The sequence below is a fragment of the Streptomyces sp. NPDC048565 genome (genome assembly GCF_040650935.1).
Classification (GTDB): Bacteria; Actinomycetota; Actinomycetes; order Streptomycetales; family Streptomycetaceae; genus Streptomyces.
In genome coordinates, this window is sequence record NZ_JBEZIH010000001.1 from 237,774 (window position 1) to 263,862 (window position 26,089).

Here is a 26,089-nt window from a genome sequence, read left to right on the forward strand (position 1 = left end):
GGGCTCTCCACCCCCTGGGGCCGGCCCGCCTACTTCATGGCGCGGGCCAGCCCCAGTGCGTACTCCGGCCACCAGTCCCCGGCCTTCGGCCCGCCCTTGCAGTCACCGTCCGACTCCCCCGGACGCTTGATCCACAGGTAGGCGTCGACCAGCTCGTCGCCCGTCTTCGTCGTCGGGGACTCGCCGAGCGCACGGCCCGGCGGGTTGCACCAGTTCTCCGCGGGGTCACCCCCGTCGTACGGGCCGTTGCCGTTACGACTGGTGTCGATCACGAAGGGCTTGCCGCCCACCTTCGCCGACAGCTGTTTGCCGAACTCCGTGCTGGCGGCCGTCGTCTGGAAGTTGGACACGTTCACCGCGAAGCCGTCCGCCTCCGCGATCCCCGCCCGCTGCAAGGGCTCGAACAGCGCGTCAGGCGACTGCCAGCCCGCGTTGCCCGCGTCCACGTACACCGTGGTCGCGGGCTGCTGCTTCAGGCGCTCGACGGCACCCTTCAGCAGGTCGTACCGCTCCTCGTGGAACTCCTGCGGCGTGCACCCGTCCACCAGGTGCAGCAGCGCGTCCGGCTCCAGGATCACCGTCGCCCGGCGGTCCCCGATGCCCTCGGCCACACCGTCCAGCCACGTCCGGTAGGCGTCGCCGTCCGCCGCCCCGCCCTTCGAGAACTGACCGCAGTCCCGGTGCGGGATGTTGTACAGGACCAGCAGCGCGTCCCGGTCGGCCTGCTCGGCCGCCTCGGTGAAGCCCTTCGCCGCCTCCTGCGGATTGTCCGGGCTGAGCCACTCCGCCACCGGCTGCTCCGCGATCTTCCGGATCAGCGCGGCGTTCTCCTTCTCGCCGTCCTTCGCGTAGGACGCGGCCTGACGCGCGGCGTTCCCGTCGGGGTTGACCCAGTACGGGTCGTCGCTCCTGGGCCGCTGCTCGACCTCGGCCGGCGCGCCCTTCCCCCCGCCGTCGCCGTCGCCGGACGACGAACACCCGGCCAACAGCAGCAGAACCGCCGCCGTACCGGCCGTGGCACCCGCCTTCAGTCCGGTGTAACTGCCGTACATCCACTCCCCCTTGGTACCGGTGCACTGCCGGTCGGAGCCATCCTGGCACAGCGATCCGGGCCCCGGACGCCCCGCCCGGATCCGGACATCCTGCCAAAATCCGTCCGGGGCACAGGCACCGTCCGCCTACAGTGTCGTCTCAGTACGAACGACCCGACCTCCCGCGTCGTGCCCGGGTCACTCCCGCGGCCAGGACACCGCGGTGGAGGACCGGTCCGGCCGGCGGCTCCGAGGGGGAGCGGGCGCCGGCCGGGCCAGGTGACACCGCCCGCTTCAGGCGCCGCTCCGCGCAGTGCTCCCGGCCTTCGTCGCGTCCTTTTCCGCCGTCAGGTACGCGGAGACCACGACATTGGCCGTGTACGCATGGGACGCGTGGTCGTACGTACCGCCGCAGGTGATCAGCCGGAGCTCGGCCCGCCCGTCCTCACGGGGCCCGTACGCCTTCTGCGCGTCGAAGCGTTCCCGGGTGAACACCTGGACGTCGTCGATGGTGAATTCGGCGACCTTCCCGTCGGACCTGTCCACCCGGATCTTCTCGCCCGGTCTCGCGGCGCTCAGCCCGTAGAAAACGGCCGGCTTCGTCTCGGTGTCCACATGGCCGACGAAGAGCGCGGCGCCCTTCGTGCCGGGCTCGGTGCCCTCGCCGTACCAGCCGACCGCACCCGGAGTGTCGAACGGCGGGGGCTCGATCGCCCCTTCGTCGTCAAGACCGCGCCGCACGATGTCCGCGTCGATCCCGACGGAGGGGATCTCGACCCGCTGCGGCGCGGCGCCGTCGAGCGGATCGTGCGCGGGGGGCAGGGGGACGCCCAGCGGGCGGCCGACCGCCGCGACATCACCGGTCGTCGGGGCCGAGTTGCCCGCGGTGGCCGCACGGCCCCAGAGCCACAGTCCCAGCAGCAGTACGGCCCACGCGACCCCGGTCAGCAGGCGTCCGGTTCCGGCGGGTCGGTCAGGGGCTGCCATGTCAGTGCTGCGCCGGGCGGCGGCGTCGGGCGCTGCGGAACGCGACGGCGACCGCCGCGACGGCGCCCAGAGCGAGGCCGAGCACCGCGTGCCGGGTGCCGGGGCCCTCACCGGCCGCGGCGTCCTCGGCGAGCGCCGCGGTCCCTCCGCCGCCGGCCCGTACGGGGGCGACGGGTGAGGGACGGCTGTGCCGGCTGACGGTGACCGTGCCGGTGGCCGACACGCGGCGGCCGTCCTTGCAGGTCACCTGGATCTCGTAGGTGTCGGGCGCGGCGTCCGAGCGGATCCGGGCCTCGGCGACGAGGCCCTTGCCGTCGGCCGGCTCGAAGCGCGCTTCGGAAGCGAAGGCCTCGGAGCTGCCCCGGGCCGACCTGCCCTTGCCGCAGGCGTCGGTCCGGAGCTCCACCTCCCCGCCGGGGGAGACACGGGACGGGCTGACCGAGACCGTGCCCGGGCGCTTCTCCTCCCTGGAGTCATCACCTTTGGAATCGGCCTGCGCGGCGGACGCGGGAAGGGCTATCGCCCCGGCCACCAGTGCGGCACAGAACGTGAGGGACAGTGAACGCATCGTAAACCTCCTGAGGGAAGGTTCACGCGTGGGGCGGCACCCCGCATCCGCTGTAGCCCGGTCGGGTCACGGCAGGGGTGGGTGGTCGGTACACACGATCACCCCTCGGCGCTCGAAACGCCGCGAGCGGTCAGTGAATAGCATGGGCCGTCCCTTCGAGTTCCCGTCCGGCAGGAGCCGCATCCATGACAGACCAGAAGCCCATCGAATCGTGGCTCACCGATATGGACGGGGTGCTGATGCACGAAGGTGTGCCGGTCCCTGGTGCGGATGCCTTCATCAACAGGCTCCGCGATTCGGGCAAGCCGTTCCTCGTCCTGACGAACAACTCGATCTACACGGCCCGGGATCTGCATGTGCGGCTCAACAGGATCGGTCTCGAGGTGCCGGTCGAGAACATCTGGACGTCCGCACTCGCCACCGCCGCGTTCCTGGACAACCAGCATCCCGGCGGTACCGCCTACGTGATCGGGGAGGCCGGGCTGACCACTGCCATGCACGAAGCCGGGTACGTACTGACCGACTCCGAGCCCGATTTCGTGGTCCTGGGCGAGACACGGACCTACTCGTTCGAGGCGCTGACCAAGGCGATCCGGCTGATCAACAACGGTGCGCGTTTCATTGCCACCAACCCTGACAACACCGGTCCCTCACCCGAGGGGGCACTGCCTGCCACCGGCTCCGTAGCCGCGTTGATCACGAAGGCGACCGGCAAGGAACCGTACTTCGTGGGCAAGCCCAACCCGCTGATGATGCGCAGTGCGCTGAACACCATCGGTGCCCACTCCGAGAGCAGCGCCATGATCGGCGACCGGATGGACACGGACGTGCTGGCTGGGCTGGAAGCGGGGATGGAGACCTTCCTGGTCCTCACCGGATTGACGGACAAGGACGACGTCGGCCGTTTCCCGTACCGGCCGACCCGGGTCGTGGACTCGATCGCCGACCTCGTCGAGCTCATCTGACTCAGCGGCGGCCCGCGCGCAGCCGCCGGCCGAGGAGCAGGGCGGCCGTTCCGCCGAGGACGAGAGCGCCGGAGGCCAGGCCGGTCCTGAGGGTGCGGGGGCGGCCGGTGCGGGCGAGTCCGGACACGGGGTCGCCCTCGGCGTCCATCGTGGTCCCCGCGCCCCCGGGTGCGTCGAGGCCGCCGTCGACGATGACGAAGGGGTACGCCGCCGACTCCCCCACCCACTCCCCGTCGGCGCCCTTGCCGGCCTGTCCGGCCTGGTCCTGGGCGCTGCGCCGCTGGACGATGGCGGCGTGGGCCGCGACCTTGCCCGGCCGGGTGTCGGAGGTGAACGCCATCCGGACCTCGACCGTGACGGTCTTGTTCGCGGGGACGGTGAAGCCGGGGAAGTCGTCGTCCTGCTCCCCGCTGCCGAACACGCCGATCTGTTCGTCGCGGTCGGTGGACTCCCAGCTCACCCGGTGTTCCTCGTCGGGGTGCGACCGCTCGGTGAACTGCAGCTGGATCTGCTCGGCCGTCAGCGTGCGGTCCTCGTCGGTGAGCACGAGGACGGGGTGGATGGAACGGCACGGCTCGGCGGTGGTGTTGGTGAGGTCGAGGTACCAGGTCCCGTAGCCGCCGCCGGACGCATAGGTGTCGGGGCCGCCGTGGATCCGCGTCTCGATGGGGAAGTCCTCACCGTCCGGGTCGCCGCAGGCGGGAAGGCCCTGGCCCGCGTCGGCCACGGTGCCGGCCGCGGCACCCGCCACCACAGGGGCGGTGACCGGGATGGCGATGGCGGCCGGGACACCGAGGAGGCCGGCCGGGACGACCAGCCCCGCGGCCAGTCCGAGGCGGGTCAGTGCACGGCCGTCGCGCAGCCGTGCGGGGGGTCTGGTCGGCATGGGGATCACCCTTCGCTACTCGCGAACGACCGGGAACGGAGGGGGCCGCCGGCTGGAGCCGCGCCGCCCCTGGAGTGCGGGTCGGTCTCAGTCCGAGACGCTGTCACGCGCGCGCGTGGGGCCGCCACCTGCCGGGGGCGTACACCGCCCGTTCGGGGGCGGTAATCCGCTCGATCGGCTGCGTGCGGTGGCCCCGGGACCGGTTCCGTGCGGCGCCGGTGGCGCGGGCCCCGCTCAGTCTCGTTCGCCGCCGGCCTCGCCCGCCCGGCCGAAGAGCGGGGCCAGGACCAGCTGGGCGGCCCCTTCGGCGACGGGACGGTCGCCGCCGGCCACGGTGACGGGGGCGGGGGCGTCGGCGCCCTCCCGCCGGGCACGCTCCTCGATGACGGCGCGTACCCCGCTGACGTAGGCGTCCTCGGCGGCGGCGACGGTACGGCCGCCGAGGACGACCCGGTCGATGTCGAGCAGTCCGACGAGGTTGGCGGCGCCCGCCCCGAGGATCCTGGCGGCCTCGGCGACGTCTCCGCGGGCGGCGGCGGCCAGGCACAGCGCCTCGATGCAGCCGCGCCCGCCGCAGTCGCACGGGGGACCGTCCAGCTGGAGGGTCTGGTGGCCGAACTCTCCGGCGGCCGTACGGGCACCGCGGTGCAGCGTCCCTCCGAGTACGAGACCTGCGCCGAGGCCGGTGCCCAGGTGGAGATAGGCGAAGTCGGTCCCGTGGGGCTCACGCAGGGCGAGGCCGAGTGCGGCGGCGTTGGTGTCCTTGTCGACGACGACGGGCAGTCCCGTCTGTGCGGCGAGTGCGTCGCGCAGCGGGTAGCCGTCCCACTGCGGGAAGCCGGTGACCCGGTGCAGCACCCCGTCGCGGTGGTCCAGCGGGCCCGGCAGGGCGGCGCCCACACCGAGGAGCCGCCGGGCCGGCGTCCGGGGGGCCCGGGGGTCCTGCGCCCGTACCGTCCGCACCGCGTGGGCCGCCATGGCGAGGACGTCGGCGGCCGGAGCGCCGAGGTCGAGCGGGAAGGTACGGGTGGCGACCGTGGTGCCGGCGAGGTCGGCGAGGACGGCGGTGAGCTCGTCGCGGTCCAGGTGCAGCCCGACGGCGTGTCCGGCGTCCGGGACCAGCCGCAGGACGGTGCGCGGCTTGCCGCCCGTGGAGGCGAGCCGGCCGGCTTCGGCTGCGAGGCCCTCGGTGCGGAGCCTGGCGGTGATCTTGCTGACGGCCTGCGGGGTGAGCCCGGTGCGCTCGGCGAGCGCCGACCGGCTGATGCCCCGCTCACCCGCGACGCGCAGCAGGTCGAGGACGAGCGACGCGTTGTGGTGGCGCAGGGCCGGCAGATTCGCTCCGCCGCTCCTGCTGTTGCTCCTGTTCACCACACCATTGTCCCCTTCGCTTGCACTTTGGCAACAGCGTTGCTTAAGTGGATCGCATGACTGCCAACACTCCTCTCCGCGTCGGGCTCGTCGGCTACGGCCTGGCGGGTTCCGTATTCCACGCCCCGCTGGTCTCCGCGACCGACGGCCTCGTCCTCGACACGGTCGTCACGTCGAACGAGGAGCGGCAGTCACAGGTCGGCGCCGAGTACCCCGGCGTGCGGGTGGCGGCCTCGCCCGACGAGCTGTGGACGCGCGCGGACGAGCTGGACCTGATCGTGATCGCCTCGCCGAACAAGACGCACGTCCCGCTCGCGAGGGCGGCGCTCGAAGCCGGTCTGCCGGTGGTCGTGGACAAGCCGCTCGCCGGTACGGCCGCTGAGGCCCGCGAGCTGGCCGCGCTGGCCGAGGAGCGCGGGCTGCTGCTCTCGGTCTTCCAGAACCGCCGCTGGGACAACGACTTCCTCACGCTGGCCGGTCTGATCGAGGACGGCGAGCTCGGTGAGGTGCAGCGCTTCGAGTCCCGCTTCGAGCGTTGGCGTCCGCAGCTGAAGGGCGGCTGGCGGGAGTCGGGCGCCCCGGAGGAGATCGGCGGGCTGCTGTACGACCTGGGCAGCCATGTCGTCGACCAGGCGCTCGCGCTGTTCGGTCCCGCGGTGCGGGTGTACGCGGAGTCCGACGTACGCCGCCCTGGTGCGGCGGCCGACGACGACACCTTCATCGCGATCACGCACGCCGGCGGGGTGCGCTCACACCTGTACGTGAGCGCGACCACGGCGCAGCTCGGCCCGCGTTTCCGGGTGCTCGGCTCGAAGGCGGGCTATGTGAAGTACGGCCTGGACCCGCAGGAGGCGGCGCTGCGTGAGGGTGCGCGTCCGGCGGCCGGCGTGTCGTGGGGCGAGGAGCCGGAGGAGCTGTGGGGCAGGATCGGTTCCGGTGAGTCCCCGCAGACCGGCGGGGGCGACCCGGTCCGTACGCTGCCGGGCGACTATCCCGCGTACTACGCCGCTGTGGCCTCCGCCCTGCGCGGCGAAGGCGGCAATCCGGTGACGGCGGCGCAGGCCGCCGCCGCGCTGGACGTCCTGGAGGCGGCGCGGCGCTCGGCCCGCGAGGGAGTGTCCGTGGCCCTCGACCCTCACCACGACACCCGTGACGACAAGGAGCCCCACGCATGAGCCCCAGCGCTCCGACCATCTCCGAGCTGATCGCGCAGGAGCGGCGTCTGACGCTGCCGCGCTTCGGCTACGACGACGCGTACGCGCTGGGCGGTGTGCTCGTCGCACTGGCCCGTGAGCGGCACGCCCCGGTGGCGATCGACATCCGGCGCGGCAGTCAGCAGCTGTTCCACGCCGCGCTGCCGGGTTCGAGCGCGGACAACGACGCCTGGATCGACCGTAAGCGCAAGGTGGTCGAGCGGTACGGGGAGAGCTCCTACCTGGTCGGCACGCGGTTCCGGGCGAAGGGCACCACGTTCGAGGAGTCCTCGCGGCTCGACCTGGACACCTATGCCGCGCACGGCGGCTCGTTCCCGATCGCGGTGGAGGGTGCCGGCGTGATCGGGTCGGTCACGGTGTCGGGTCTGCCGCAGGCCGAGGACCACGCGCTGGTGGTGGAGGCCCTGGAGCGGTTCACGGCAGGCCCGCAGGACTGACCGACGGCCGGTCACGGCCGCCGGATCGCCGGTCACGGCCACGGCCGCCGGATCGGACCCCGGCGGCCGTGGCCGTACGTCCTCAGGCGCTCCCCTGCGCCTCAGGCACCCTCAGGCGTCCTTGAGCTCCTGGCGCTGGCGCCCCAGTCCCTCCACCTCCAGCTCCACCACGTCTCCGGCCCGGAGGTACGGCTTCGGCTCGGGTCGGCCCATGGCCACGCCCGCGGGGGTGCCGGTGTTGATGACGTCGCCCGGGTAGAGCGTCATGAAGTGGCTCAGATAGCGCACGACCTCGCCGACCGGGAAGATCTGCTCGGCCGTGGTGCCGTCCTGCTTCAGCTCCCCGTTGACCCAGAGCTTCAGCGGCAGCGCCTGCGGGTCGGGCACCTCGTCCGCCGTGACGAGCCAGGGGCCCAGCGGGTTGAACGTCTCGCAGTTCTTGCCCTTGTCCCACGTGCCGCCGCGCTCGATCTGGAACTCTCGCTCGGAGACGTCGTGCGAGGTCGTGTATCCGGCGACGTGTCCGAGTGCCTCATCGGCGGATTCCAGATAGCGGGCGGTGCGGCCGATCACGACGGCGAGCTCGACCTCCCAGTCCGTCTTCCGGCTGCCGCGTGGCACCAGCACCGTGTCCTCGGGGCCGACGACGGTGTCGGGGGCCTTGAAGAACAGGATCGGCTCGTCGGGGATCGCCGCCCCGGTCTCGGCGGCGTGGTCGTGGTAGTTCAGCCCGATGCACACGATCTTGCCGATGCGCCCGAGCGGCGGCCCGATGCGCAGGCCCTCCGCATCGAGCGGGGGCAGGACGTCGGGCGTCTGGGCCGCCTGCCGCACCCGCGACAGGGCCGAGGCATCGGCGAGGAGCTCGCCGTCGATCTCGGTGACGAGGCCCGAAAGGTCCCGCAAGGTCCCGTTCCGGTCAAGCAGTGCGGGGCGTTCGGAGCCCGCCGTACCCACGCGAAGAAGCTTCAACGGTCCATCTCTCCTTGGTCGAGATCGAGCCCGTCGGTGGGTTGCGGCCAGCGAAAGGCTCGGTTGATCCTCCAAGACATCGGATCACTACGCAAGACCCACCCCGGCAGCACCCGGCCGGGAACCGGTCCCAGGCGCGGGATTTGGGCCCCTCTATGGGCCTGCGGACCCTGGGAGTGGGCCCGGGTCGGGCCGTTATCGTGCAGGTCCCGGCAGGCGTACGGCCCCGGGACCCCGAACGGGCCACGGCGAGCGGCGAGGTGACGCGTGAAGCACAGCGACCGGATACTCCGAGGCTTACGCACGGGCACGGGGCTGGCATCGACCGAGTACCTGGGCGTACTGGGAGTCGTCGGCCTCGTGGTCACAGCGCTGCTCGCCACCGGCATCGGCGGCGACATCGCCACCTCCACCTCCCAGCAGATCTGCCGCGTCGTGAAGATGGGCGAGGGCACCGACGGCAGCGAGTGCGTCGATGACAACGATGCCGGGGACGACTCCGATGACTCGTCCGGTTCGGACGGGTCCGACGACACGGGCGACGACGACACCGAGAGCACGTCCGCATCGGACGACGACTCCGGCGACGACTCGGACGACGGGTCCGACGACTCGGAGGACACCTCGGGCACGCACGACGGGAACGCGCTTCCCAGCCTGTGCTTCGAGCCCCGGGAGCGCGTCTCGTCCGTGGACGGCCAGTCGCAGCTCCTGACGAACGACGGTCTGGACCAGCTGGGGCGCGGCGAGGCCGCCGGGATCGGTGCTGTCGCGGCGATCAACTGGGGGTTCGACTATCTGGTCGACTTCATCGCCACGAAGATCAGCAACGAGAAGAACAAGGAGAAGCGGGTCAAGGCGGCGCTGGACGACCTCGCCTACTGCCTTCCGGACTACAACATCGTCATCGCGCAGCCGCATGAGGGAAACCTCCAGCAGATGGACGGTGCGGCGATGATCGAGACGATCGAGATCAGCGGCACGACGTACCGTGTCTACGCGTTCAAGACCGGCAAGTTCACCTGGGCGGACGACGCGGACCTCGGCTGGAAGAACCGGGCGTTCCACGGCTATTACGACATCAGCGACGACAAGCGAACGGTCACGTTCAACGAGCCTCCCCGCCCCAAGCGCAAGAAGGACTGGAAGCCCGGCGACGAGGGCTGCCAGATCGAGGGGGCGGAGCTGCCCGACCGGGACCGGTACTACAACACGTACTCCCCCCTGGACTCGGACGGCTCGACCACGGCGGTCCGGATGCTGGTCAACGACCTGCGGCGCTGCTACCCCGACTACAACGTGGTCGCGATGCACTCGGAGCAGAAGTCGCACTGGGTCGACAAGCCGGACACCATGGTCCACGAGGGCAGGTACCGGCTGAACTCCAACGAGTACTACGAGGACGAGGAAGGCGACGACATCGCCTCGGGCCGGGCCGTGTTCGACGTGTACGTCTTCGACAAGGGCACCTTCAAGAACGACGGCGACGGCGGTTTCACCAACTGGGCCCTCTACGGCGACCTCACCCGCGACGGGATGGAGGCGTCCTTCGAGAAGCCGGAACCCGCGGACCTGGACGCCGATTCCATCTCCAACGGCACGGAGTCGGTCGACTTCAACGACGGGGCGCCGAAGTACACGGACGGGACGTATCCCGGCACCGACTTCTCCGGCAAGAAGCCGAAGGACAAGGCCGAGCTGACCCATTCACTGCTCGACGAGTACGGCAAGGCCTTCCCCGGCAAGAACATCATCACGGCCAAGTCCTTCAACGAGCTCTCCTTCGCAGGGGTGTCCGGCCTGGAGCACCTCGCGGAGGTGGACGGTGTCGACGTGTTCTCCATCGAGGACGGGACCATCGCCAACAACGGTGACGGCGGCTGGAAGAACTGGGGCTTCACCGGCAACTTCAACTACGACGAGGACGGCAAGAAGGTCACCTTCAGCAGCAAGTGAGCCGCCGCGCTCCCCCGGCGCCTACGGGGTGGCCGCCAGGGCCGGCTCCTTCGCCGGGGCGGTCTCCCGGTAGAGGCAGGCGCGTTCGACGGCGGTCCAGGTGGTGCTGGTGACGATGTACAGAGCGGCCGCGAGCGGCACGTAGGCGACGGATACGAGGGTCAGGAAGGACATCAGCGGCATGACCTTCGTCATCGCGCCCATGCCGGGGACGGGCTGTCCGTCAGGGCCCGTGGCCGGTGTCACCGGGTTCGCGGCCATCTGGCGCTTGGTGCGGCCGTAGTTGAACGTGGCGACGGCGGCGACGATCACGAAGAGCGCGAGGTAGACAAGCCCCTGCTCGCCGAAGGGGCCGCCCTCGGCGAGCGCGTCGCGCCAGCGTTCGCCGAGCGGGGCCCCGAAGAGTTCGTGACCGAGCAGCGAATTGGGGTCGCCGCCGATCCTCTGGCTGGAGAAGAGGTGGTAGAGCAGGAAGAAGGCCGGCATCTGGAGCAGGCTCGGCAGGCAGCCGGAGAGCGGTGAGACCTTCTCCTTCGCGTGGAGCTCCATGAGCGCCTTCTGCATCCGGTCAGGGTTCTTGGCGTGCTTCTTGCGCAGTTCGGCGATCTGCGGCTGGAGCTTGGTGCGGGCCTTCTGCCCACGGGCCGCCGCCCGCGAGAGCGGATGGACCGCGAGGCGTACGAGGGCGGTGAACAGGACGATCGCGGCGGCGGTGGACGCGGTCTGGAAGAGGGGGTGGAGCGCGTCGGCGAATGCGCCGACCAGGCTCGCGAAAGCGGACATGAACGCGGACATGGGTGAGCCCTCCGGGGGTCTCGTCGTGCCGGGGAGTGACGACCGGTGCGGTCGTGGTGAACTCGGCAGGACGACCCGCGCAGGGGGTCGTGGAAGGTGCGCCCTCTACGCGGCCGTCAGGAGGGCGGCCCCGGGTGCTCGGGGCCTGGTGCGGCCCCGGGCGTCGGGGTCCCGCTGCGGGAGGAAGGCGGTGCGCTTCTCCCGGTCGCGGATGGCTGTGCGCACTCTCGTACGGGGTACGGGGCAGGCGCAGCGCGCGCTGATGACGGAGCAGACGAGGAGCGCCGAGCCGGCGGCCGCGGTGGCGGCGAGCGCGACGGCGGCGGAGAGGCTGCCGCCCTCGGCGAGGAGGATCTCGGCGAGGAACAGGACGACGAAGGCGGCGGGGCGGAAGAGGCGGGCGACCGCACGGCGTAGACGGTTCATTTCGTCGTTCATCGGCCCTCCTTCTCGCTCCGCGTTCCCGATGGTGTCCTTCAGCCGTTATACACGATCGGTGTCCAGCGGCTGAAGGAGCCGGCGGGGAGCGAGCAGCGCACGGCTGACGGGGTCGTCGGGGTCCGGGTCCAGTCCCGCACCCGGCCGCATCTCCACGTCCTCGGGTGGTACTCCGATGTTGCCGCAGGCCGGGCACTGTCCGAACTCGCCCAGTTCGGTGCCGCACGTGGCGTGGACGAAGTGGCGCAGGGGGAGCGCGTCCCGGATGTGCTCGCGGCCCCAGAAGCCGAGGGAGCGCAGGACGGGCCAGAGGTCCTTGCCCCTGTCGGTGAGGACGTACGCGTCGCGCGGGGGTGACTCCTGGTAGCGCTCCTTGGTCAGGACCCCGGCCTCGGTGAGCGCCTGGAGGCGGGCGGCCAGGACGGCGCGCGGGATGCCGAGGTGGCTGAGGAAGTCGTTGTACCGGCGTACGCCGTAGAAGGCATCGCGCACGACGAGGAGGGTCCAGCGCTCGCCGACCACTTCGAGTGCGCGGGCCATCGAGCACTGCTGGGCCGCGTAATCCTTGCCGAGAGCCATGGGAATCACTTTACTCCCTAGGTTCGGTGAATGAACTCACCCGTGCTAGCGTGCTGCGCCTCAGTAGGTTCATTCACCGAACCTTGGCCATGGCCTGGACCCCAGGCGGGCCGAACCGGAGGGACGTCATGACCCAGCAGTCCGCACGGACCGGCACAGCGCCCGCACCGCCCCCCGACCTCCACAGCCCGCCGCACCGGCCAGGCGCGACCCTCGCCGTCACCAGCGCGGCCACCGCCGTCGCGCTGATGAACTACACCGCGCCGATGACGACGCTCCCCACGCTCTCCGCCGCCTTCTCCACCCCGCCCGCCGCCCAGGCCTGGCTGCTCAACGGGACCCCGCTCGGTCTCGCCGTACTGTTGCTGATCGCCGGCAGCCTCGCCGACGACTTCGGCCGCCGCAGGCTCTTCCTGATCGGCACCCTCGGCCTCGGCGTCACCGCGGCGCTCGGCACCCTCACCACGAGCACCCTCGGCTTCACCCTCGCCAGGGCCGGCCAGGGCGCAGCCGGCGCGGCGATCCTGGCCACCAGCCTCGGGCTGCTGGTCAGCGCCTATCCGGTCGGCCCCGCGCGGATCAGGGCGATGGGGGTGTGGGGAGCGTCCGTGAGCGCCGGGATCGCGCTCGGCCCGCTGCTCGCGAGCTCGCTCGACACGGTCGACTGGCGACTGACGTATCTCGCCCTGGGCCTCGGCTCCCTCGTCACGGCCGCCTTCGCCTCCCGGGTGCTCACGGAGTTCCGCGCACCCCGCGCCGGCCGCCCCGATCTGGCCGGCGCCGTCGTGCTCGGCCTGGCGATGACCGCACTGCTGACGGCTCTGACGCTCGGCAGGGACGGCTGGCTGCGCGCACCGGTCGGCCTGCTGCTGCTCGCGGCACTGGCGCTGACCGCCGCGTTCACCGCCGTGGAGCGCCGGGCATCGGCCCCACTGATCGCCCTGTCGCTGCTGCGCAGCCGCGCCTTCCTGGCGTCGGCGGTGGGCGCCCTGTTCAGCGGGCTCGCGGTGGTCGGCCTGTTCAGCTATCTGCCGACCCTGCTCCAGCACGCACTCTCGCTGTCGGCGCTCGACGCGGCCTGGCTGTTCCTGCTCTGGTCAGGTACGTCGTTCTTCGTGGCCCTGCAGTCGCGGCGGCTGACCGACCGGGTCACGGCCCGGCACCAGCTGGCGGCCGGCTTCGTGCTCCACGCGGTGGCGGTGCTGCCGATGCTGGGGCTCCTGACCGGCGCACCGGGCGACGCGGGGGCATCGGTGTGGGCTCGCCTCGTCCCGACCCTGATCGTGGCCGGCGCGGGCAGCGGCCTGATCAACACGGCGCTGCCCCGCCTCGCGGTCGAGTCGGTGCCGCCGGAGCGGGCCGCCACGGGTTCCGGCGCCAACAACACGGCCCGCTACCTCGGATCGTCGGCCGGCGTCGCCGTGACGATCGCGGTGGCGACGACCTCGGCCGGCGTCGACGGTGCCGTGCTGCTGTCGGCCGCCATGGCGCTCGCGGCCGCGGCGGGCGTCCTGTTCCTGCGGGAGCGCTGAGTGTCCCCCTCGCCGCTTCCTGCGGGAGCGCCGAGTGTTCTCCTCGCCGTCCTCCCGCCTTCATCAGCACTCCGGTCCGCTCCCTCTCACCTCACCCCTGTCCCGCAGTACCGTGTGGTCCATGCGCCCCGACACGCCTGCCGACCACATCACCGAAGCCGAGCGCCTGCTGCGCACCGCGGCGCAGTATCCCGAGGACCACGAACCGCTGTTCCTCCAGGCCGCGGCCCATCTGGAGCTCGCCGGTGAGCGTGCTCGCGCGAGCACGCTCTATGACGAACTGCTCGGATCAACCGAACTCCCCATCGAGCACCCGCATCTGGTCAAAGCACTCAAAGCGGCCAACTTGTGGGAGTACGGCCACGAGGCGGAGGCCCGCGCGATCATCGACGGGATCGGCGCCGCCGGTCCGCTCGACGCCGCTCCGTGGGAGATCGCCGCGGAGACCCTCGAAGCGCACGACGAGCTGGAGGCGGCCCACGACTTCTTCTCGACCGCGCTGACGCTGCTGCTCTCGCCCGGCGAGGAAGTCCCGTACTCCGTCCAGTCGCTGGTGACCGGGCGGCACCGGGTGCGCAGGCTGATGGGCGTCGCCCACGACGCGTGGGACGAGCTGGCCGACACGCTGCACACGGCCGCCGTCCCCCTCGACGAGCTGCACGACCCGAAGCGCCTGTGGTCCCTCGGCTCCTCGGACCCGGGCGAACTCCAGGCGGAGATCAACCGGCTCCGCGCCGAACTGGGCACCTATCGCAGCGCGTTGTCCCGCCCGTTCCCCGTCGCGGTGCTGCGCTGGCCCGAGGACGAGCTGCGCGAACTCCTCGCCGCCTACCCCGGGCTGGCCCAGGAGTACCTCTCGCACCAGGACCATCTGGCGCGCCTGGAAGCGGCGTTGCGGGACCTGCATGCCACGGGCACCCCGAATCTCGGCATCGTGACGGGCACGGTCCCCTCCTACGAGGCGTTCGCCGCGTCGGAGGCCGCGTCCCCCTCCGACCCCGACCTGCTCCCCCAGTACGCCACGACGCTGGCGGCCCGTGGCCGCGCCGTCCCGTGGCCCCCGGCGCGCAGCGCGGCGTGCTGGTGCGGCTCGGAGCGTGCGTACCGCGAGTGCCACGGAGCGGGCTGAGGCCGGGGTCGGGGCACGTCCGCCCCGGCTCACCGTCCGCCCCGGCTCTCACCTGCCCGCGAACACGTCCCGCAGCTCCTTGTCGAGGCCCTGGGCGGCCTCGGCGGTGTCGGGTCGCTCCTCGGTCAGCAGCGCGTGCACACGGGACTGCAGCACCTGCGTGAACGCGCCGTAGTAGGGGGTGCGCGGCCGCTGCACCGCTTCGGTCAGTGCCGCGCCCAGTATCCGGATGTACGTGGCGCGGGCCTGGGCCCCCTGCCCCTTCGGGCCGCCTTCCCCGGTGGTGGCCGCCGCCTTCGGCGCGTCCTCCCCGGCCGGGCGGAGCGCGGCGGCGACGCGGGGCCAGCAGGGTTTCGCGGCGCTGCCGTACACGGAGGCCCGGGTCGCGGCGAAGCCCGCGTCGAGCAGGCAGCGTTCGCTCTCCCGCGAGGTGAGGAAGGTGATCAGCGCGCGGGCGTTCGCGGCGCGAGGCGAGTCGGCGGTGACGGCGAGATCCTGCCCGCCGAGCACGGCCTTCCCCGGCAGCGGGTTCACTGCGTAGGCCTTCGGGTCCATCAGGCTCCCCAGGGCCCCGTACGCGTACGGCCAGTGACGCAGGAAGACGGCGCGGCCCTCGGCGAAGTCGGTGAGGGCCGCGGTCTCGTCGGAGCTGAGCGCCGCGGGCTGCACCCTGCCCCGGTCGACGCGGTCCAGGAGCGAGTCGAGCCCCTTCTTCAGCTCGCCCGGGCTGGAGCTGTACTTCCCCTCGCTGTCGGTGAGTTCGACGCCCGCGTCGGCGAACGCCTCGACGGTGTTGACGGTCAGCCCCTCGTACTGCTTCAACTGTGTTGTCCAGCCCGCGAGTTCGTCACCGCGGACCGGGTTGAGCCCGAGGGTCTTGACGGAGGCGTAGAGCTGGTCCCACGTCCAGTGGGCGTTGGGCTGCTTGTCGACCGCGATGTCGGCCTTCGTCAGGAGGTCGGGCCGGTAGTAGAGGAGCCCCACATCGGTGTTGAACGGCCGGGCGTAGGAACGGTCCTTCCAGACGGTGGTGGCGTGGACCCGCCGGATGAAGTCGCGGTCGTCGTCGGCGGCGGGGCCCGACTCCTCGACGGGCATCGGCCGGATCAGCCCGGCCTCGGCGAATTCCGGGATCCAGGTGATGTCGAGGTTCACCACGTCGTAGCGTGCGCTGCCCGACTGGAGGGCGCCGAGGAGCTGGCTGCGCTGCTGGTCGGCGCCGCCGGGCAGCTCGACGAGCTTGGCCTGCTGGGCCTTCGAGCCGGCGTGCCTGCGGTTCCACTCCTCTATGAGCTGCTGGCGCACGCTCCCGGAGCCGGTGACGTCGAGCCCGCTGGCGACGACGATGGGCCCTTCGGCCGCCGGCTTCCCGTCTCCGGACTCCTGTGCGTCGCCCCCGGGCCCTCCCGTACAGCCGGCGGAGACCAGCGTGAGCAGGCAGCCGAGGGCGAGCGCCGCCCTGACACGGCGGGTACGGGCACGGGTGCGGGCGTGCGTGCGGTGGTCTCCGTAGGTCATTCCGCGTCCCCCGTACCGGTCTTGGCGACCTCCGCCGCCAGCTCGGCCGCGATGTCGTCGGCCGGGTCGAGGCAGCGTCCACCGCTCGCCCCCGCGAGCCGCTCGCCGAATCTGCCGGGTGTGCACGCCCCGTCCTGGAGGGAGACCGTCACGATCCTGACCAGCGGTGTCTCCGCCGCCTCCCGGACCAGCCGCTTCTGGTCCTTGTCCCCGACGGCTTCGAAGTCCTCGCCGTCGGTGACCAGGACGAGGAGCCGTGGTTGTTCCACCCCGGTGGAGCCGCCGCGCAGGGTGCCGAGCGCCGTGTCCAGGCCCGGCGCGATGCGGGCGTCGTAAGCGGCGGTACGCGCGTCGGCGACGGCCTTCTGCGCACCGGCCCTGGTGTTCGGCCCGAACGGGACGAGTTCCGCGGCGGGTTTCCCTTCGCCGACGGCCGCCGTCAGCACCCCGTACGAGTCCCCGGCGCCCAGGGAGCTCATCGAGCGGGCCATCAGTTCCTTGGCGCCGCCGGTGCCGTCCCAGACCCGTTTGTCCTCCATCGAGGTCGAGTTGTCGAGGAGATACAGCACCCTGCCCGGCCCGAGGGCCCCCCGGTAACGGCTCAGGGTCTCGCTCAGCGACCCGGAGACGTCGGCGCCAGGGGCGGTCGTCGGGATCTGTTCGCGCACGGCCGTCGTGTTGTCCTCGCTCCGCAGCACCGAGTCGTCGGCGGGCGGCGCGGGGGCACCCACGTCGACGCCCCGGAAACCGTCGTCGGTGAAGCACCTCTGCGCGTCGGGGTCCGTGGCCAGCCAGTCGTAGAAGTCCTCGACGGCCGCCTTGCGCGCGTCGGCGTCCCGGTCGGCCCCGGCCCAGGTGACCCGGACGAAGGGGAGGTCAAGCATCGGCACGTCGGAGGGGTAGTGGGCCACCCGGTGCGCCAGCGCCTCGGTCGCACAGCCGGGCCGGCCCGGCTCCCCCGCCGACAGGTTGAACTGCGCGAGGGTCTGCTCCGGCACGAGTACGGCCGCCCGGTCCTCCAGGCTGTTGTGCGCACCGTCGGCCAGTACGCACATGAGTTCCCGCGCGGTGGAGGGCATCGGCCGCAGCGCCTGCGCCATGCCCTGCTCGACCGTGGCCGCGCGCCCGGAGCCGGACGATGCGTAGAGCGCGTCGGTCGCCAGCAGAGCGCCCTCGGTGTCCTCGGGGTCGGGGCGCAGGATCTCGACCTTCTGCGCGGCTTCGAGCCCGGAGACGATCGCGTCGAGCGGATCGTCGGTCTGGAGGGACTGCGCCAGGGCCATGGTGTCCGGCACTCCGAGGACCATGGGGGTGTAGGCGACGGAGCCCAGCCGGTCGAGGCGCACCACGCTCCTGCCCGCGCCCCCGCCAGGCCCATCGGCTTCGGCCGATACCCCTTGGGTGGAGGCTCCTTCGGCCGAGGCGCTGCCGCCGCTCGCCCCGTCGGCCGTCGCCCGCTGCCACGCACTGCCCGCCGCCGGGATCCAGATGTCCGGCTGTGCGCCGACGTCCCGCTGGGGCCGAGGACAGTCGCCGGACTCGGGACAGGTCGCGGGCGGTTCCTGCCAGAGCGAGGAGGACCGCAGGGCCGCGACGGCGTCGGTGGCCTTGGCGTCGTACACATTGATGCCGACGGTCCGGCAGCCTTCACCGTCCCGCTTGGGGTAGGCGTCTGCGGCCTTCTGCACGGTCGGCCGCAGATCGGGGTCGGTGAGCACCCGCAGCTCCAGGGGCGACGCGCAGGCGCCGCCCGAGGAGGAACCCAGGACGTACCAGGTGCCCGCCCCGGCGAGTGCGACGACGCCGGCCAGGGCGGCGGCGGTCGTACGCGTCATACGGCGCGCCAGGACGGGAAGCAGGCCGCGCGGTAAGTCAGGGGCGGGCAGCCGCGACCACCACGCGGCGACCCGCGTCCGCCAGGTGCCCTCCGGTACGGGCTCCGGCAGCGGCGGTGGGGGTGCCGGCTCCGGGTCCGGCAGCAGCGGTGCGGGCACGGGCTCCGGCTCCGGGTCCGGCGGCGACGGTGCGGGTGCCGGCTCCGGGTCCGCCGCGTGGGCGAGCACCACGTCGTCGCCGTGCCGGCGCTCCTCCGGGATCCACGGGTGTCCGTCGACGGCCTTCAGCGGCGCCATCGCCTCGCGTATCCCGACGACGATCCGGGTGAAGGTGACCGGCTCGCCCTCGCCCGTGGTCAGCAGCCGGTGGAGGGCCGCCGTGAACTCCGTACCCGTACGGGGTCACCGGGCGGGATCTCCACGCCCGGCTCAGCCGCGGTGAGCAGCGCGAAGTTCTGCCCGGCGGCCGGGCTGAAGGCCCAGAGCGCGTTGCCTGCGAAGCAGCAGTCGAGGATGACGACGACCCAGTCGGCGCGGGACTTGCGCAGGTCCGGCATGACGTCGCCGCGCCAGGACAGGGTGTCCACGAAGGGGTGCTCGGTGTCCCGGGTGACCCCCGAGTCGGTGAACATCAGGTTGAGGTCGCTGCCGTCGGGGCGCACGATGCCGTGCCCGGCGAAGTAGACGACCAGCAGGCCCGTCACGTCCTTGCGGGCGGCGGTGAGCGCCGCCCGCACCTGGAGCGGGTCGACGGTGGCGTCCGGGCCGCCCTTGCCGTCCGCGGGAATCACGACGAGGTCCTCCGCGGCGAGCACCCCGGTGTGTTCGGCGGTCAGGGCCTCGCGCATGAGGCGGAGGTTGGTGGCGACGGCCGGAAGGTCGTTCCGCGTGCCGGTGTAGTGCTCCACCCCGATGAGTACGGCCCTGTGCCGTTTCGCTCCGTTCTCCTCGCCGCGCGTGTCGTACGGCGGCACGGCCGTTAGACCTCTCCGGGCTCGTCGTCGCCGCGCGTCCGGTTCGGGCCACCGCCTTCGGGCGCCGCGCCGCCGTCCCCGCCGGGGGCGTGGTGGGCGTCGTCGTCGGTGTCGCGGCTCAGGCCGGCACCCGGCCCCTGGGACGGCCCGTCCAGGGTGACGCGTGGGGCCTCCTCCGGGTCGGCGAACCGGCGGCGGTTGCGCAGCCAGGTCCCCACCGACCGCCATGCGTTCTCGGCCACGGAGCGCGCCACCTCGGCGGAGACGACCAGGATGATGTCCTGGATCAGCTCCCCGCCCATCGCCTCGGACTGCGTGGGCGAGTCCGCGCGGACCAGGGTGACTTCGCCCCGCTCCAGCGCGTCCTCGATGACCGGCGCGTTCCTCAGCCAGGTGTCCAGGGCTTCGAGGTCGTCGCGCCGGGTGTGCGTACCGCTGAGGCCGATCCGTAGCTCGACCCCCTCCTGCCCCTGTTCCCGCCCGCCGGTGTCCGCCCCGTCCGCCATGCTGCCCCCATCGCCCCCATCGGCCCCGTCGCCCCCGCCCACAAGGGAAGGGTCACTGAACACGGGAGTATTTCACGGGCGTTGACACGGGGCACCCCTCTGTTCCGCCTCATCTGGCGGTCGTTGCGCGCCGACCGATCAGTTACGCCCCCGTCGGCAGTCATAAGAGCTGACAGACACCGGACCACCCGGGAAACACCGGCCGCCGCCCATCCGGCCACCGACGACAGGACGCGAGAGACATGACCGAAGCAGTGAAAGGCCCCGCGAGCTACTTCCCCGCGATCGAGAAGAAGTACGGCCGCCCGGTCACGGAGTGGAAGGGCCTCATCCGGTCCTCCCCCCTGACCAGGCACATGGAGCTGGTCTCCTGGCTCAAGGCCGAGCACGGCATGGGCCACGGCCACGCCAACGCCTTGGTCGCCCACACCCTCGCGGAAGACAAGTAAGTCCCCGTCTCAGGCCTCTTCCGCCCCTTCCGCCCCTTCCGACCCTTCCGCCGGCATCGCCTGCTCCGACCAGACGGTCTTGCCGTCGGGGGCGTACCGGGTGCCCCACACCGAGGCGAGCTGGGAAATGATGAACAGGCCCCGCCCGCCCTCGTCGACCGCTCCGGCGTACTTCATGTACGGGGCTGTGGTGCTGCCGTCCCGGATCTCGCAGGTCAGGCCCCGGTCGAGGATGAGGCGCAGCTCCACCGGCGGGCTCCCGTAGCGCACGGCGTTGGTCACCAGCTCGCTGACGATCAGCTCGGTCGCGTCCCCGGTCTCGCCGGCGACGTGCCAGCCGGCCAGCGTGCTGGACGTCAGCCGGCGCGCGGTGGAGGGCGCCGACCTGTCGTACGGGAGCTCCCAGGCGGCGTACCGGTCCTCGGGCATGGCATGGATCCTGGCCAGGAGCAGTGCGGCGCCCCGGAGTTCGGCGGAGTCGGGCAGGGCGTAGGCCACCGCGTCGCAGAGTTCCCGCAGCGACCGCTCCGGGCGGGCGAGCACCTGGCGCAGCACGCCTGTCGGGATCTCGGCGTGGCTGCGCAACGCACCGCTGTGCAGCGCGAGCAGGCTGCCGTCCAGGACCGGGAAGGAGGCCGCCGCGACGGGACCACGGGCGACGGCGCCGAGCGGCGGCCCCTGCGGCACGCTCGCCACGGCACCAGTGCCGTCAGGTCCGACGAGCAGGGGCGCGGGGTGCCCGGCGGAGGCCACGGTGCATGTCCTGGCGAAGGGGTCGTACACGGCGTACGCGCAGGTCGCGCTCAGTGGTTCCCGGTGCAGCGGGTCGCTCTTCGGCAGTTGCGCCCGCTCCTGCGCCAGCCGGGCGGCGGTGTCGTACAGGCGCGCGAGCAGCTCGTCCGGTTCCAGGTCGAGGGCGGCGAGTGCGTGGACGACGGTGCGCAGCTGCCCCATGGTGGTGGCCCCGTGGATGCCTTCCTCGGCCACTTCCCCGACGACGAGGGCGGTACGTGCCCCGGGCAGCGCGATCGTGTCGAACCAGTTGCCCGCGCTGCCGCCCGGGAGCAGCAGATGGTTCGTCTCGACGGCGGGCTGGGGCACCGGGTGCTGGGGCAGCAGCCGGCGCTGGAGGGCGCTGGCGATGGTGTACTCGCGCACGTACCGGCGGGCGTTGTCGATGGCCAGAGCGGCGCGGGAGCCCACCGCAGCCGCCACGCGCATGTCCTCATCGGTGAAGGATTCGGAGTCGCCGCAGCGGTAGAGGCTCACCAGCCCGAGGACGGCTCCGCGCAGCGCCACGGGCACCAGCAGGAGCGAGTGGGCGCCGGTCTCCTTGATGGAGCGCGCACGCGCGGGGTCGGCGTCGGCCCAGGGCGCGTCCTCGACCGGGACGACGCGGGCCCGCAGGTCGGAAAGACCGCGCTGGAAGGGCGTCCCCGGCGGCACCGCCCGCACATCGCCGACCGGGTGCGCGGACAGGCTGCCGCCGCCGTACGCGGCGCGGCGCAGCGGTACGTCGCGGCCGAGCGGCGCCGGCTGCGGGGGCTCACCGCGCAGGACCGCGTCGACGACCTCGACGACGCCGACGTCCGCGTAGAGCGGGACCAGCGCCTCGACGAGGTCCCGGCAGGTGGCCTCGATGTCCAGCGTGCGGCCGGCACTGTCGCGTACCGCGGCGAGCGCCTGGCTCCGGACGCGGCGCCTCACCCGCTCGGTGACGTCCTCCACGGAGACGGCGACACCCAGCACGGAGCCATGGGCGCTCTGCCGCGCCCCGTGCCCCTCCTGGAGCCGGAACACCGTGAGGGAGAGGGTGCGCCGCCCGCCGGGTACATCGCCGGGGCGGGCCCGGAACGAGCGCTCGACGCCGGGCACCCCGGTGCGCAGGACCTCCCGTACGTAGCTCTCCACCCGCTCGGGGTCCTCGAAGGCGCACACCTCGCGGAACGGGCGCCCGCGCAGCCGCTCGGTCTCGTCCGTGTCGGGGTCCGGGGAGGGATCGCTGACCCTCAGGAGACGGAGTTCCGGATCGAGCACAAGGACCCGTACGTGCCCCTGCGTGAACATCACGTCCAGCAGCGCCTGCCCGACGGGGTCCGCCCCGTCCCCCGCGCCCGCATCGCCCTCCCGCACGGCCCAACGCGCCCCGGCGAGGGGCTCCAGCCGCAGCCCTGCGCCCGCGGCCGTGTCCCCCGCGCTCCCCCCGCCATCGGCGCCGTCGCCACCACCGCCGTCGCCGTCGGCCTCGCCGACCGCGCGCCGGGTGTCACGGGCGAGTACGTCCATCAGGTGCATGCCCAGCGCATCGGCGGTGGCGGGCCCGAAGCGCTCCTCGGCCGCCCGGCTCCACCCGGTGACCAGCCCGGCGCCGTCCACGACCATCAGGGGCGCGTCAGCCATGAGCCCAGCTCCTTCGCCCACCGTCGCGGGGCCCGGTGCGGGCACCCGGACGAGCAGGCCTCCGCACACGTGGACACGTACGCAACCAGCATCGGCCCCGGGCTCACCGGCCGCTACCGGAGCGGGCGGCGGCTTCTCGCGGGTCCGTGCTGTCGGTGGGGCCGCATAGCCTGCGTCCATGAACGACGACATGGGCGGGACCGACCGCACCTTCCCGGCAGCCCTGGCCGAGGTGGCCGGGGTCGACTTCCACGACGACCGCTACCTCGCCGTCGACGCGGCCGGGTACGAGTACCTCCGCTTCGACTTCGAGCCGAGGGCGGACTTCGAGTCCGCCGAGTGGACGACCGGTCTCCTTCGGAGCTGGACGGGAAACAACGACACTGACGGCGACGCCTACCTCGTCTTCGGCCAGGACGGCACGGGCGGCCAGGCCATGATCTGGCGTGTCCGGCCGGGCCGCCCCCTCGCCGACCAGCCGATCGTGTTCCTGGGCTCGGAGGGCGAGCGCGGCGTGATCGCGGGCAGCCTCTCCGACTTCCTCTGGGTCCTGGCCGACGGCTACGGTCCGATGGAGGCAGCCGAGGGCGACGACTTCGAATCCGAGCCCGACGAGCTCCTGATCCGCATCGCCGAGCGCCACGCGACGACGCCGCGCCGTACGGCGCAGGAGATCGTCACCGAGGCCCGGGCGGAATTCCCGGCCTTCTCGGATGACCTCGACGCGCTCTGCCGCTGAACAGGCGGTCGAACAGCACGGCTCCGCCTAGCGACACGCTGCCTGCCGCGGCAGCCCGGGCCCCGTCGATCAGCGTGCCACAGCCGTCGGACGGCTGTCCCCGTCGTGCTCCGAGGCCGGTGGCACGACCCCTGCCGGCCTGCCCAGGCCCCGCAGGAAGCCGGCCGACAGGACACCCGCCCCCGCCATGACCACGGCCGCGCCGATCGCCGCGATGCCCAGCCCGTGCGTGAACGCCTCACGCGCGGCCGACAGCACGGTGTCCGCCGTCGCCGCCGGCAGTTCGGCCGCGACCGCTGCCGCGCCGCCCAGGGTCTCGCGTACCGCGTCGGCGTGCGGTGTCCCGGCCGGCAGGGCGTCGGCCATGTCCCGGCTGTAGACCGCGGCGCCGATGGAGCCCAGGATCGCCATGCCCAGGGCGCCACCCAGCTCCTGGCCCGATTCGAGCACGGCCGCCGCCGAACCCGCGCGCTCCGGCGGGGCAGCGCCCAGCGCGAGTTCGTTGGCCAGGGTCATGGCGGCGACCAGCCCACCCGCGTACACGGCGCCGCCGGCCAGGGCGAACCACAGCGGCGAGTCGGTACGCACCTGCGACAGCCAGAGGAACCCGCAGGCAGCGAGCAGGAACCCGCCGCCCATCACGTACGCGCGATCGGTCCGCTGCGCGAGCGCGGCCCCGGTCGGCGCCATGAGGGCCACACCCGCGGCCGGCACCAGGCTCCACAGGGCCGCGGTGAGGGGGCTCTGACCGAGCACGGACTGCAGGTACTGGGTGAAGAAGACGGCCATACCCACCGTGGCGAACATCGCGAGCAGGTTGGCGAACACCGGCCCGCCGAACGCACGCCGTCCGAGCAGACCGAGGTCGATCATCGGGTGGGCGAGACGCCGCTGCCGGCGTACGAAGACGGCGCCGAACACCAGCCCCGCGACGACGCAGAGCGCGGGCAGCGGTTCGTAACCGTGCCTGGCCCACTCCTTGATGCCGTAGATGACCGCGAGCAGGGCCCCGAGCGAGAGCAGGGCACTGAGCAGGTCGAAACGACCGCCGCGGGTGGTGGTCGCGGTCTCCGGCACCAGGAAGGGGACCAGCAGGAGCAGCAGCACCATGGCGGGCAGATTGATGAGGAAGACCGAGCCCCACCAGAAGTGTTCGAGCAGCAGCCCGCTGACGACGGGCCCCAGCGAGATGCCGGTGGTCATGACACCGGTCCAGAGGGTCACCGCCTTCGCGCGCTGCCTCGCGTCGAGGAAGAGGTTGCGGATCAGGGCGAGGGTCGAGGGCATGAGGGCGGCCCCGCCGAGCCCCAGCAGCGCGCGTACGCCGATGAGCACTTCGGCGGAGTGCGCGTAGGCGGCAGCCACCGAGGCCGCACCGAAGACGGCGGCACCGGCCAGCACGAGCGTGCGCCGCCCGATGCGGTCACCGAGGTCGCCCATGACGATGAGCAGACCGGCGAGGACGAAGCCGTACATGTCCAGGATCCACAACTGCTGTGTGGCGCTGGGCTCCAGGTCCTGGCTGATGTAGGGGATCGCGAAGTAGAGGACGGACACGTCCATCGAGACGAGGAGCAGCGGCAGCATCAGGACGCCGAGGGCGGTCCATTCCTTGCGTCCGGCGAGGGGACCGGGCGCGTCCTCAGCATTCTCGGTGTTCTGAGAGCTCTGGGTTCTCTGGGTGTTCTGGGTGTTCTCCATACACAGCACGGAAGCGCCCCGCCACGTACACCACAAACGGCTACCTAGTGCACTCCGCAGTATCCCCCAGCTGGCAGGGGTGGAGGCCCCTCAGGTGCACTAGTACGGTAGCCCTCATGAGCACGGAACCGCCCTACCTCCGCATCGCGGGCGAGATCCGCCGCCGCATCGCCTCGGGCGAGCTCCGCCCGGGAGACCCGGTGCCCTCCACGCGCCGGATCACCCAGGACTGGGGCGTCGCGATGGCCACGGCGACGAAGGCACTGGGCGCGCTGAACCAGGAAGGGCTGGTGCGCCCCGTACCCGGCGTCGGCACGGTGGTCGCGGAGACCGGCCGGGAACGCGCGACGGCTCCAGGACGACAGCTCAGCCGGGAGCGCATCATCCGCACGGCGATCGTGCTGGCCGACGAGGAGGGCCTCGCCGCACTCTCGATGCGGCGCCTGGCAACGGAGTTCGGCACCTCCACCATGGCGCTCTACCGCCACGTCCCGAACAAGGGCGAGCTGGTCCGGCTGATGTCGGAAGCGGTGTTCGGCAGCGGCCCACCCGGCCCGCAGCCGACGGGCTGGCGTCCCCTGCTGGAGCGGGAGGCGCGCTGGCTGTGGAGGCAGTACGAGCAACACCCGTGGCTGGCACGGGCCATGGCCGGCATCACCCGCCCCATGGCCTCCCCGAACGCCATGCACTACCTGGAACGGGTCCTGAGCGCACTGACGGGCCTCGGCCTCACCCCGGAACAGATGCTGCACACCCACCTCACGGTGCTCGGATACGCCCAGGGCATCGCCATGGCGGTGGAGCTGGAATCCCAGGCGCGGCAGGACAGCGGCATGACGGCGGACGAGTGGATGACGGCGATCGAACCGCGGATGAACGCGATCCAGACGACGACGGCCTACCCGGTCCTGTCCACACTCTTCGACGACGCCCCCGACGGCTTCGAACTGAACCTGGACGCCCTCTTCGAGTTCGGGCTGGGGCGCGTGCTGGACGGCGTGGAGGCGCTGGTGGCGGGGGCGCGAGGGGCGTCAGGTCAAAGTCCCGGTGGCCACAATCGCATCAGCCACTGGCCGAATTAACCAAGGATTCCCCTATGTCGCACCT

At 72.3% G+C, this 26,089-nt stretch carries 24 protein-coding genes; 9 read left to right on the plus strand and 15 right to left on the minus strand.

Going from position 1 to position 26,089, the window contains the following annotated elements; translation table 11 throughout:
* Nucleotides 1-29: 29 nt before the first annotated feature.
* From AB0C75_RS01030 to AB0C75_RS01040, 3 genes are all read right to left on the minus strand, one after another.
* Nucleotides 30-1,052: a glycoside hydrolase family 6 protein gene (locus tag AB0C75_RS01030; protein WP_362885786.1), complete on the minus strand. Its 1,023-nt coding sequence runs from the start codon at nt 1,050-1,052 to the stop codon at nt 30-32.
* A 273-nt stretch (nt 1,053-1,325) separates the two neighbouring features.
* On the minus strand, nt 1,326-2,018 hold the full coding sequence (locus tag AB0C75_RS01035) for a class F sortase (RefSeq protein WP_362885787.1): 693 nt from the start codon (nt 2,016-2,018) through the stop codon (nt 1,326-1,328).
* Nucleotide 2,019: 1 nt separating this feature from the next.
* Nucleotides 2,020-2,586 carry a hypothetical protein gene (locus tag AB0C75_RS01040; protein WP_362885788.1) on the minus strand — a complete coding sequence of 189 codons (567 nt, stop codon included), beginning with the start codon at nt 2,584-2,586 and terminating at the stop codon, nt 2,020-2,022.
* 185 nt (nt 2,587-2,771) lie between these two features.
* Here AB0C75_RS01040 and AB0C75_RS01045 point away from each other — a divergent pair, with 185 nt between their 5' ends.
* Complete coding sequence (locus AB0C75_RS01045; protein WP_362885789.1) at nt 2,772-3,551, plus strand: HAD-IIA family hydrolase; 780 nt, start codon at nt 2,772-2,774, stop codon at nt 3,549-3,551.
* Nucleotide 3,552: 1 nt separating this feature from the next.
* Here AB0C75_RS01045 and AB0C75_RS01050 read toward each other — a convergent pair whose 3' ends face one another.
* Nucleotides 3,553-4,437, minus strand: a complete 885-nt coding sequence (locus tag AB0C75_RS01050; protein WP_362885791.1) for a hypothetical protein — start codon at nt 4,435-4,437, stop codon at nt 3,553-3,555.
* Between the two features lie 234 nt (nt 4,438-4,671).
* Complete coding sequence (locus tag AB0C75_RS01055) at nt 4,672-5,808, minus strand: ROK family transcriptional regulator (protein ID WP_362885793.1); 1,137 nt, start codon at nt 5,806-5,808, stop codon at nt 4,672-4,674.
* A gap of 56 nt (nt 5,809-5,864) precedes the next feature.
* On the opposite strand from AB0C75_RS01055, the gene AB0C75_RS01060 reads away from it, so the two are divergent.
* On the plus strand, nt 5,865-6,983 hold the full coding sequence (locus tag AB0C75_RS01060) for a Gfo/Idh/MocA family oxidoreductase (protein WP_362885794.1): 1,119 nt from the start codon (nt 5,865-5,867) through the stop codon (nt 6,981-6,983).
* Nucleotides 6,980-7,459, plus strand: coding sequence for a heme-degrading domain-containing protein (locus AB0C75_RS01065; RefSeq protein WP_362885796.1), 480 nt, complete (start codon nt 6,980-6,982; stop codon nt 7,457-7,459). The genes AB0C75_RS01060 and AB0C75_RS01065 overlap by 4 nt, the downstream gene beginning before the upstream one ends.
* A gap of 111 nt (nt 7,460-7,570) precedes the next feature.
* On the opposite strand, the gene AB0C75_RS01070 is transcribed toward AB0C75_RS01065, so the two are convergent.
* Complete coding sequence (locus tag AB0C75_RS01070; RefSeq protein WP_362885798.1) at nt 7,571-8,431, minus strand: fumarylacetoacetate hydrolase family protein; 861 nt, start codon at nt 8,429-8,431, stop codon at nt 7,571-7,573.
* A gap of 267 nt (nt 8,432-8,698) precedes the next feature.
* On the opposite strand from AB0C75_RS01070, the gene AB0C75_RS01075 reads away from it, so the two are divergent.
* Nucleotides 8,699-10,387 carry a hypothetical protein gene (locus AB0C75_RS01075; RefSeq protein WP_362885799.1) on the plus strand — a complete coding sequence of 563 codons (1,689 nt, stop codon included), beginning with the start codon at nt 8,699-8,701 and terminating at the stop codon, nt 10,385-10,387.
* A 21-nt stretch (nt 10,388-10,408) separates the two neighbouring features.
* On the opposite strand, the gene AB0C75_RS01080 is transcribed toward AB0C75_RS01075, so the two are convergent.
* The 3 genes from AB0C75_RS01080 to AB0C75_RS01090 all read right to left on the minus strand — a co-directional run bounded on the left by AB0C75_RS01080 (nt 10,409) and on the right by AB0C75_RS01090 (nt 12,199).
* Nucleotides 10,409-11,182 (minus strand): YidC/Oxa1 family membrane protein insertase, encoded by a 774-nt coding sequence (locus tag AB0C75_RS01080; RefSeq protein ID WP_362885801.1) that lies wholly within the window; start codon nt 11,180-11,182, stop codon nt 10,409-10,411.
* Nucleotides 11,183-11,287: 105 nt separating this feature from the next.
* The gene (locus tag AB0C75_RS01085) at nt 11,288-11,620 is read right to left on the minus strand and encodes a DUF6412 domain-containing protein (protein WP_362885802.1); all 333 of its coding nucleotides are present in this window, start codon (nt 11,618-11,620) and stop codon (nt 11,288-11,290) included.
* Nucleotides 11,621-11,665: 45 nt separating this feature from the next.
* Nucleotides 11,666-12,199: a helix-turn-helix domain-containing protein gene (locus AB0C75_RS01090; protein ID WP_362885804.1), complete on the minus strand. Its 534-nt coding sequence runs from the start codon at nt 12,197-12,199 to the stop codon at nt 11,666-11,668.
* Nucleotides 12,200-12,327: 128 nt separating this feature from the next.
* On the opposite strand from AB0C75_RS01090, the gene AB0C75_RS01095 reads away from it, so the two are divergent.
* A complete protein-coding gene (locus tag AB0C75_RS01095; RefSeq protein ID WP_362885806.1) occupies nt 12,328-13,731 on the plus strand; it encodes an MFS transporter in 1,404 nt (467 codons plus the stop codon).
* 121 nt (nt 13,732-13,852) lie between these two features.
* Nucleotides 13,853-14,860, plus strand: a complete 1,008-nt coding sequence (locus tag AB0C75_RS01100; RefSeq protein WP_362885807.1) for an SEC-C domain-containing protein — start codon at nt 13,853-13,855, stop codon at nt 14,858-14,860.
* A gap of 48 nt (nt 14,861-14,908) precedes the next feature.
* On the opposite strand, the gene AB0C75_RS01105 is transcribed toward AB0C75_RS01100, so the two are convergent.
* The 4 genes from AB0C75_RS01105 to AB0C75_RS01120 are packed head-to-tail and all read right to left on the minus strand — an operon-like array spanning nt 14,909 to nt 19,693.
* Nucleotides 14,909-16,378: an extracellular solute-binding protein gene (locus AB0C75_RS01105; RefSeq protein ID WP_362885809.1), complete on the minus strand. Its 1,470-nt coding sequence runs from the start codon at nt 16,376-16,378 to the stop codon at nt 14,909-14,911.
* On the minus strand, nt 16,375-18,510 hold the full coding sequence (locus AB0C75_RS01110) for a VWA domain-containing protein (protein WP_362885811.1): 2,136 nt from the start codon (nt 18,508-18,510) through the stop codon (nt 16,375-16,377). The genes AB0C75_RS01105 and AB0C75_RS01110 overlap by 4 nt, the downstream gene beginning before the upstream one ends.
* A gap of 59 nt (nt 18,511-18,569) precedes the next feature.
* Complete coding sequence (locus tag AB0C75_RS01115; protein WP_362885813.1) at nt 18,570-19,187, minus strand: caspase family protein; 618 nt, start codon at nt 19,185-19,187, stop codon at nt 18,570-18,572.
* Nucleotides 19,188-19,192: 5 nt separating this feature from the next.
* Nucleotides 19,193-19,693 carry a hypothetical protein gene (locus tag AB0C75_RS01120; protein ID WP_362885815.1) on the minus strand — a complete coding sequence of 167 codons (501 nt, stop codon included), beginning with the start codon at nt 19,691-19,693 and terminating at the stop codon, nt 19,193-19,195.
* Between the two features lie 242 nt (nt 19,694-19,935).
* Here AB0C75_RS01120 and AB0C75_RS01125 point away from each other — a divergent pair, with 242 nt between their 5' ends.
* The gene (locus AB0C75_RS01125; RefSeq protein WP_362885817.1) at nt 19,936-20,142 is read left to right on the plus strand and encodes a DUF4287 domain-containing protein; all 207 of its coding nucleotides are present in this window, start codon (nt 19,936-19,938) and stop codon (nt 20,140-20,142) included.
* Between the two features lie 9 nt (nt 20,143-20,151).
* Here AB0C75_RS01125 and AB0C75_RS01130 read toward each other — a convergent pair whose 3' ends face one another.
* The gene (locus AB0C75_RS01130) at nt 20,152-22,542 is read right to left on the minus strand and encodes a SpoIIE family protein phosphatase (protein ID WP_362885819.1); all 2,391 of its coding nucleotides are present in this window, start codon (nt 22,540-22,542) and stop codon (nt 20,152-20,154) included.
* Nucleotides 22,543-22,720: 178 nt separating this feature from the next.
* On the opposite strand from AB0C75_RS01130, the gene AB0C75_RS01135 reads away from it, so the two are divergent.
* Nucleotides 22,721-23,281, plus strand: a complete 561-nt coding sequence (locus tag AB0C75_RS01135; protein ID WP_362885820.1) for an SMI1/KNR4 family protein — start codon at nt 22,721-22,723, stop codon at nt 23,279-23,281.
* A 69-nt stretch (nt 23,282-23,350) separates the two neighbouring features.
* Here AB0C75_RS01135 and AB0C75_RS01140 read toward each other — a convergent pair whose 3' ends face one another.
* Nucleotides 23,351-24,868, minus strand: a complete 1,518-nt coding sequence (locus tag AB0C75_RS01140; protein ID WP_362886147.1) for an MFS transporter — start codon at nt 24,866-24,868, stop codon at nt 23,351-23,353.
* Nucleotides 24,869-25,098: 230 nt separating this feature from the next.
* On the opposite strand from AB0C75_RS01140, the gene AB0C75_RS01145 reads away from it, so the two are divergent.
* Nucleotides 25,099-26,064, plus strand: coding sequence for a TetR/AcrR family transcriptional regulator C-terminal domain-containing protein (locus AB0C75_RS01145; protein ID WP_362885822.1), 966 nt, complete (start codon nt 25,099-25,101; stop codon nt 26,062-26,064).
* Nucleotides 26,065-26,089 lie beyond the last annotated feature (25 nt).

Coding starts and splice junctions, on each gene's coding strand:
- AB0C75_RS01030 (WP_362885786.1), bottom strand. CDS start 1,052: ATGTACGGCAGTTACACCGGACTGAAGGCGGGTGCCACGGCCGGTACG.
- AB0C75_RS01035 (WP_362885787.1), bottom strand. CDS start 2,018: ATGGCAGCCCCTGACCGACCCGCCGGAACCGGACGCCTGCTGACCGGG.
- AB0C75_RS01040 (WP_362885788.1), bottom strand. CDS start 2,586: ATGCGTTCACTGTCCCTCACGTTCTGTGCCGCACTGGTGGCCGGGGCG.
- AB0C75_RS01045 (WP_362885789.1), top strand. CDS start 2,772: ATGACAGACCAGAAGCCCATCGAATCGTGGCTCACCGATATGGACGGG.
- AB0C75_RS01050 (WP_362885791.1), bottom strand. CDS start 4,437: ATGCCGACCAGACCCCCCGCACGGCTGCGCGACGGCCGTGCACTGACC.
- AB0C75_RS01060 (WP_362885794.1), top strand. CDS start 5,865: ATGACTGCCAACACTCCTCTCCGCGTCGGGCTCGTCGGCTACGGCCTG.
- AB0C75_RS01065 (WP_362885796.1), top strand. CDS start 6,980: ATGAGCCCCAGCGCTCCGACCATCTCCGAGCTGATCGCGCAGGAGCGG.
- AB0C75_RS01080 (WP_362885801.1), bottom strand. CDS start 11,182: ATGTCCGCGTTCATGTCCGCTTTCGCGAGCCTGGTCGGCGCATTCGCC.
- AB0C75_RS01085 (WP_362885802.1), bottom strand. CDS start 11,620: ATGAACGACGAAATGAACCGTCTACGCCGTGCGGTCGCCCGCCTCTTC.
- AB0C75_RS01090 (WP_362885804.1), bottom strand. CDS start 12,199: ATGGCTCTCGGCAAGGATTACGCGGCCCAGCAGTGCTCGATGGCCCGC.
- AB0C75_RS01095 (WP_362885806.1), top strand. CDS start 12,328: ATGACCCAGCAGTCCGCACGGACCGGCACAGCGCCCGCACCGCCCCCC.
- AB0C75_RS01100 (WP_362885807.1), top strand. CDS start 13,853: ATGCGCCCCGACACGCCTGCCGACCACATCACCGAAGCCGAGCGCCTG.
- AB0C75_RS01105 (WP_362885809.1), bottom strand. CDS start 16,378: ATGACCTACGGAGACCACCGCACGCACGCCCGCACCCGTGCCCGTACC.
- AB0C75_RS01110 (WP_362885811.1), bottom strand. CDS start 18,510: ATGGCGCCGCTGAAGGCCGTCGACGGACACCCGTGGATCCCGGAGGAG.
- AB0C75_RS01120 (WP_362885815.1), bottom strand. CDS start 19,693: ATGGCGGACGGGGCGGACACCGGCGGGCGGGAACAGGGGCAGGAGGGG.
- AB0C75_RS01125 (WP_362885817.1), top strand. CDS start 19,936: ATGACCGAAGCAGTGAAAGGCCCCGCGAGCTACTTCCCCGCGATCGAG.
- AB0C75_RS01130 (WP_362885819.1), bottom strand. CDS start 22,542: ATGGCTGACGCGCCCCTGATGGTCGTGGACGGCGCCGGGCTGGTCACC.
- AB0C75_RS01135 (WP_362885820.1), top strand. CDS start 22,721: ATGAACGACGACATGGGCGGGACCGACCGCACCTTCCCGGCAGCCCTG.
- AB0C75_RS01140 (WP_362886147.1), bottom strand. CDS start 24,868: ATGCTGCCGCTGCTCCTCGTCTCGATGGACGTGTCCGTCCTCTACTTC.
- AB0C75_RS01145 (WP_362885822.1), top strand. CDS start 25,099: ATGAGCACGGAACCGCCCTACCTCCGCATCGCGGGCGAGATCCGCCGC.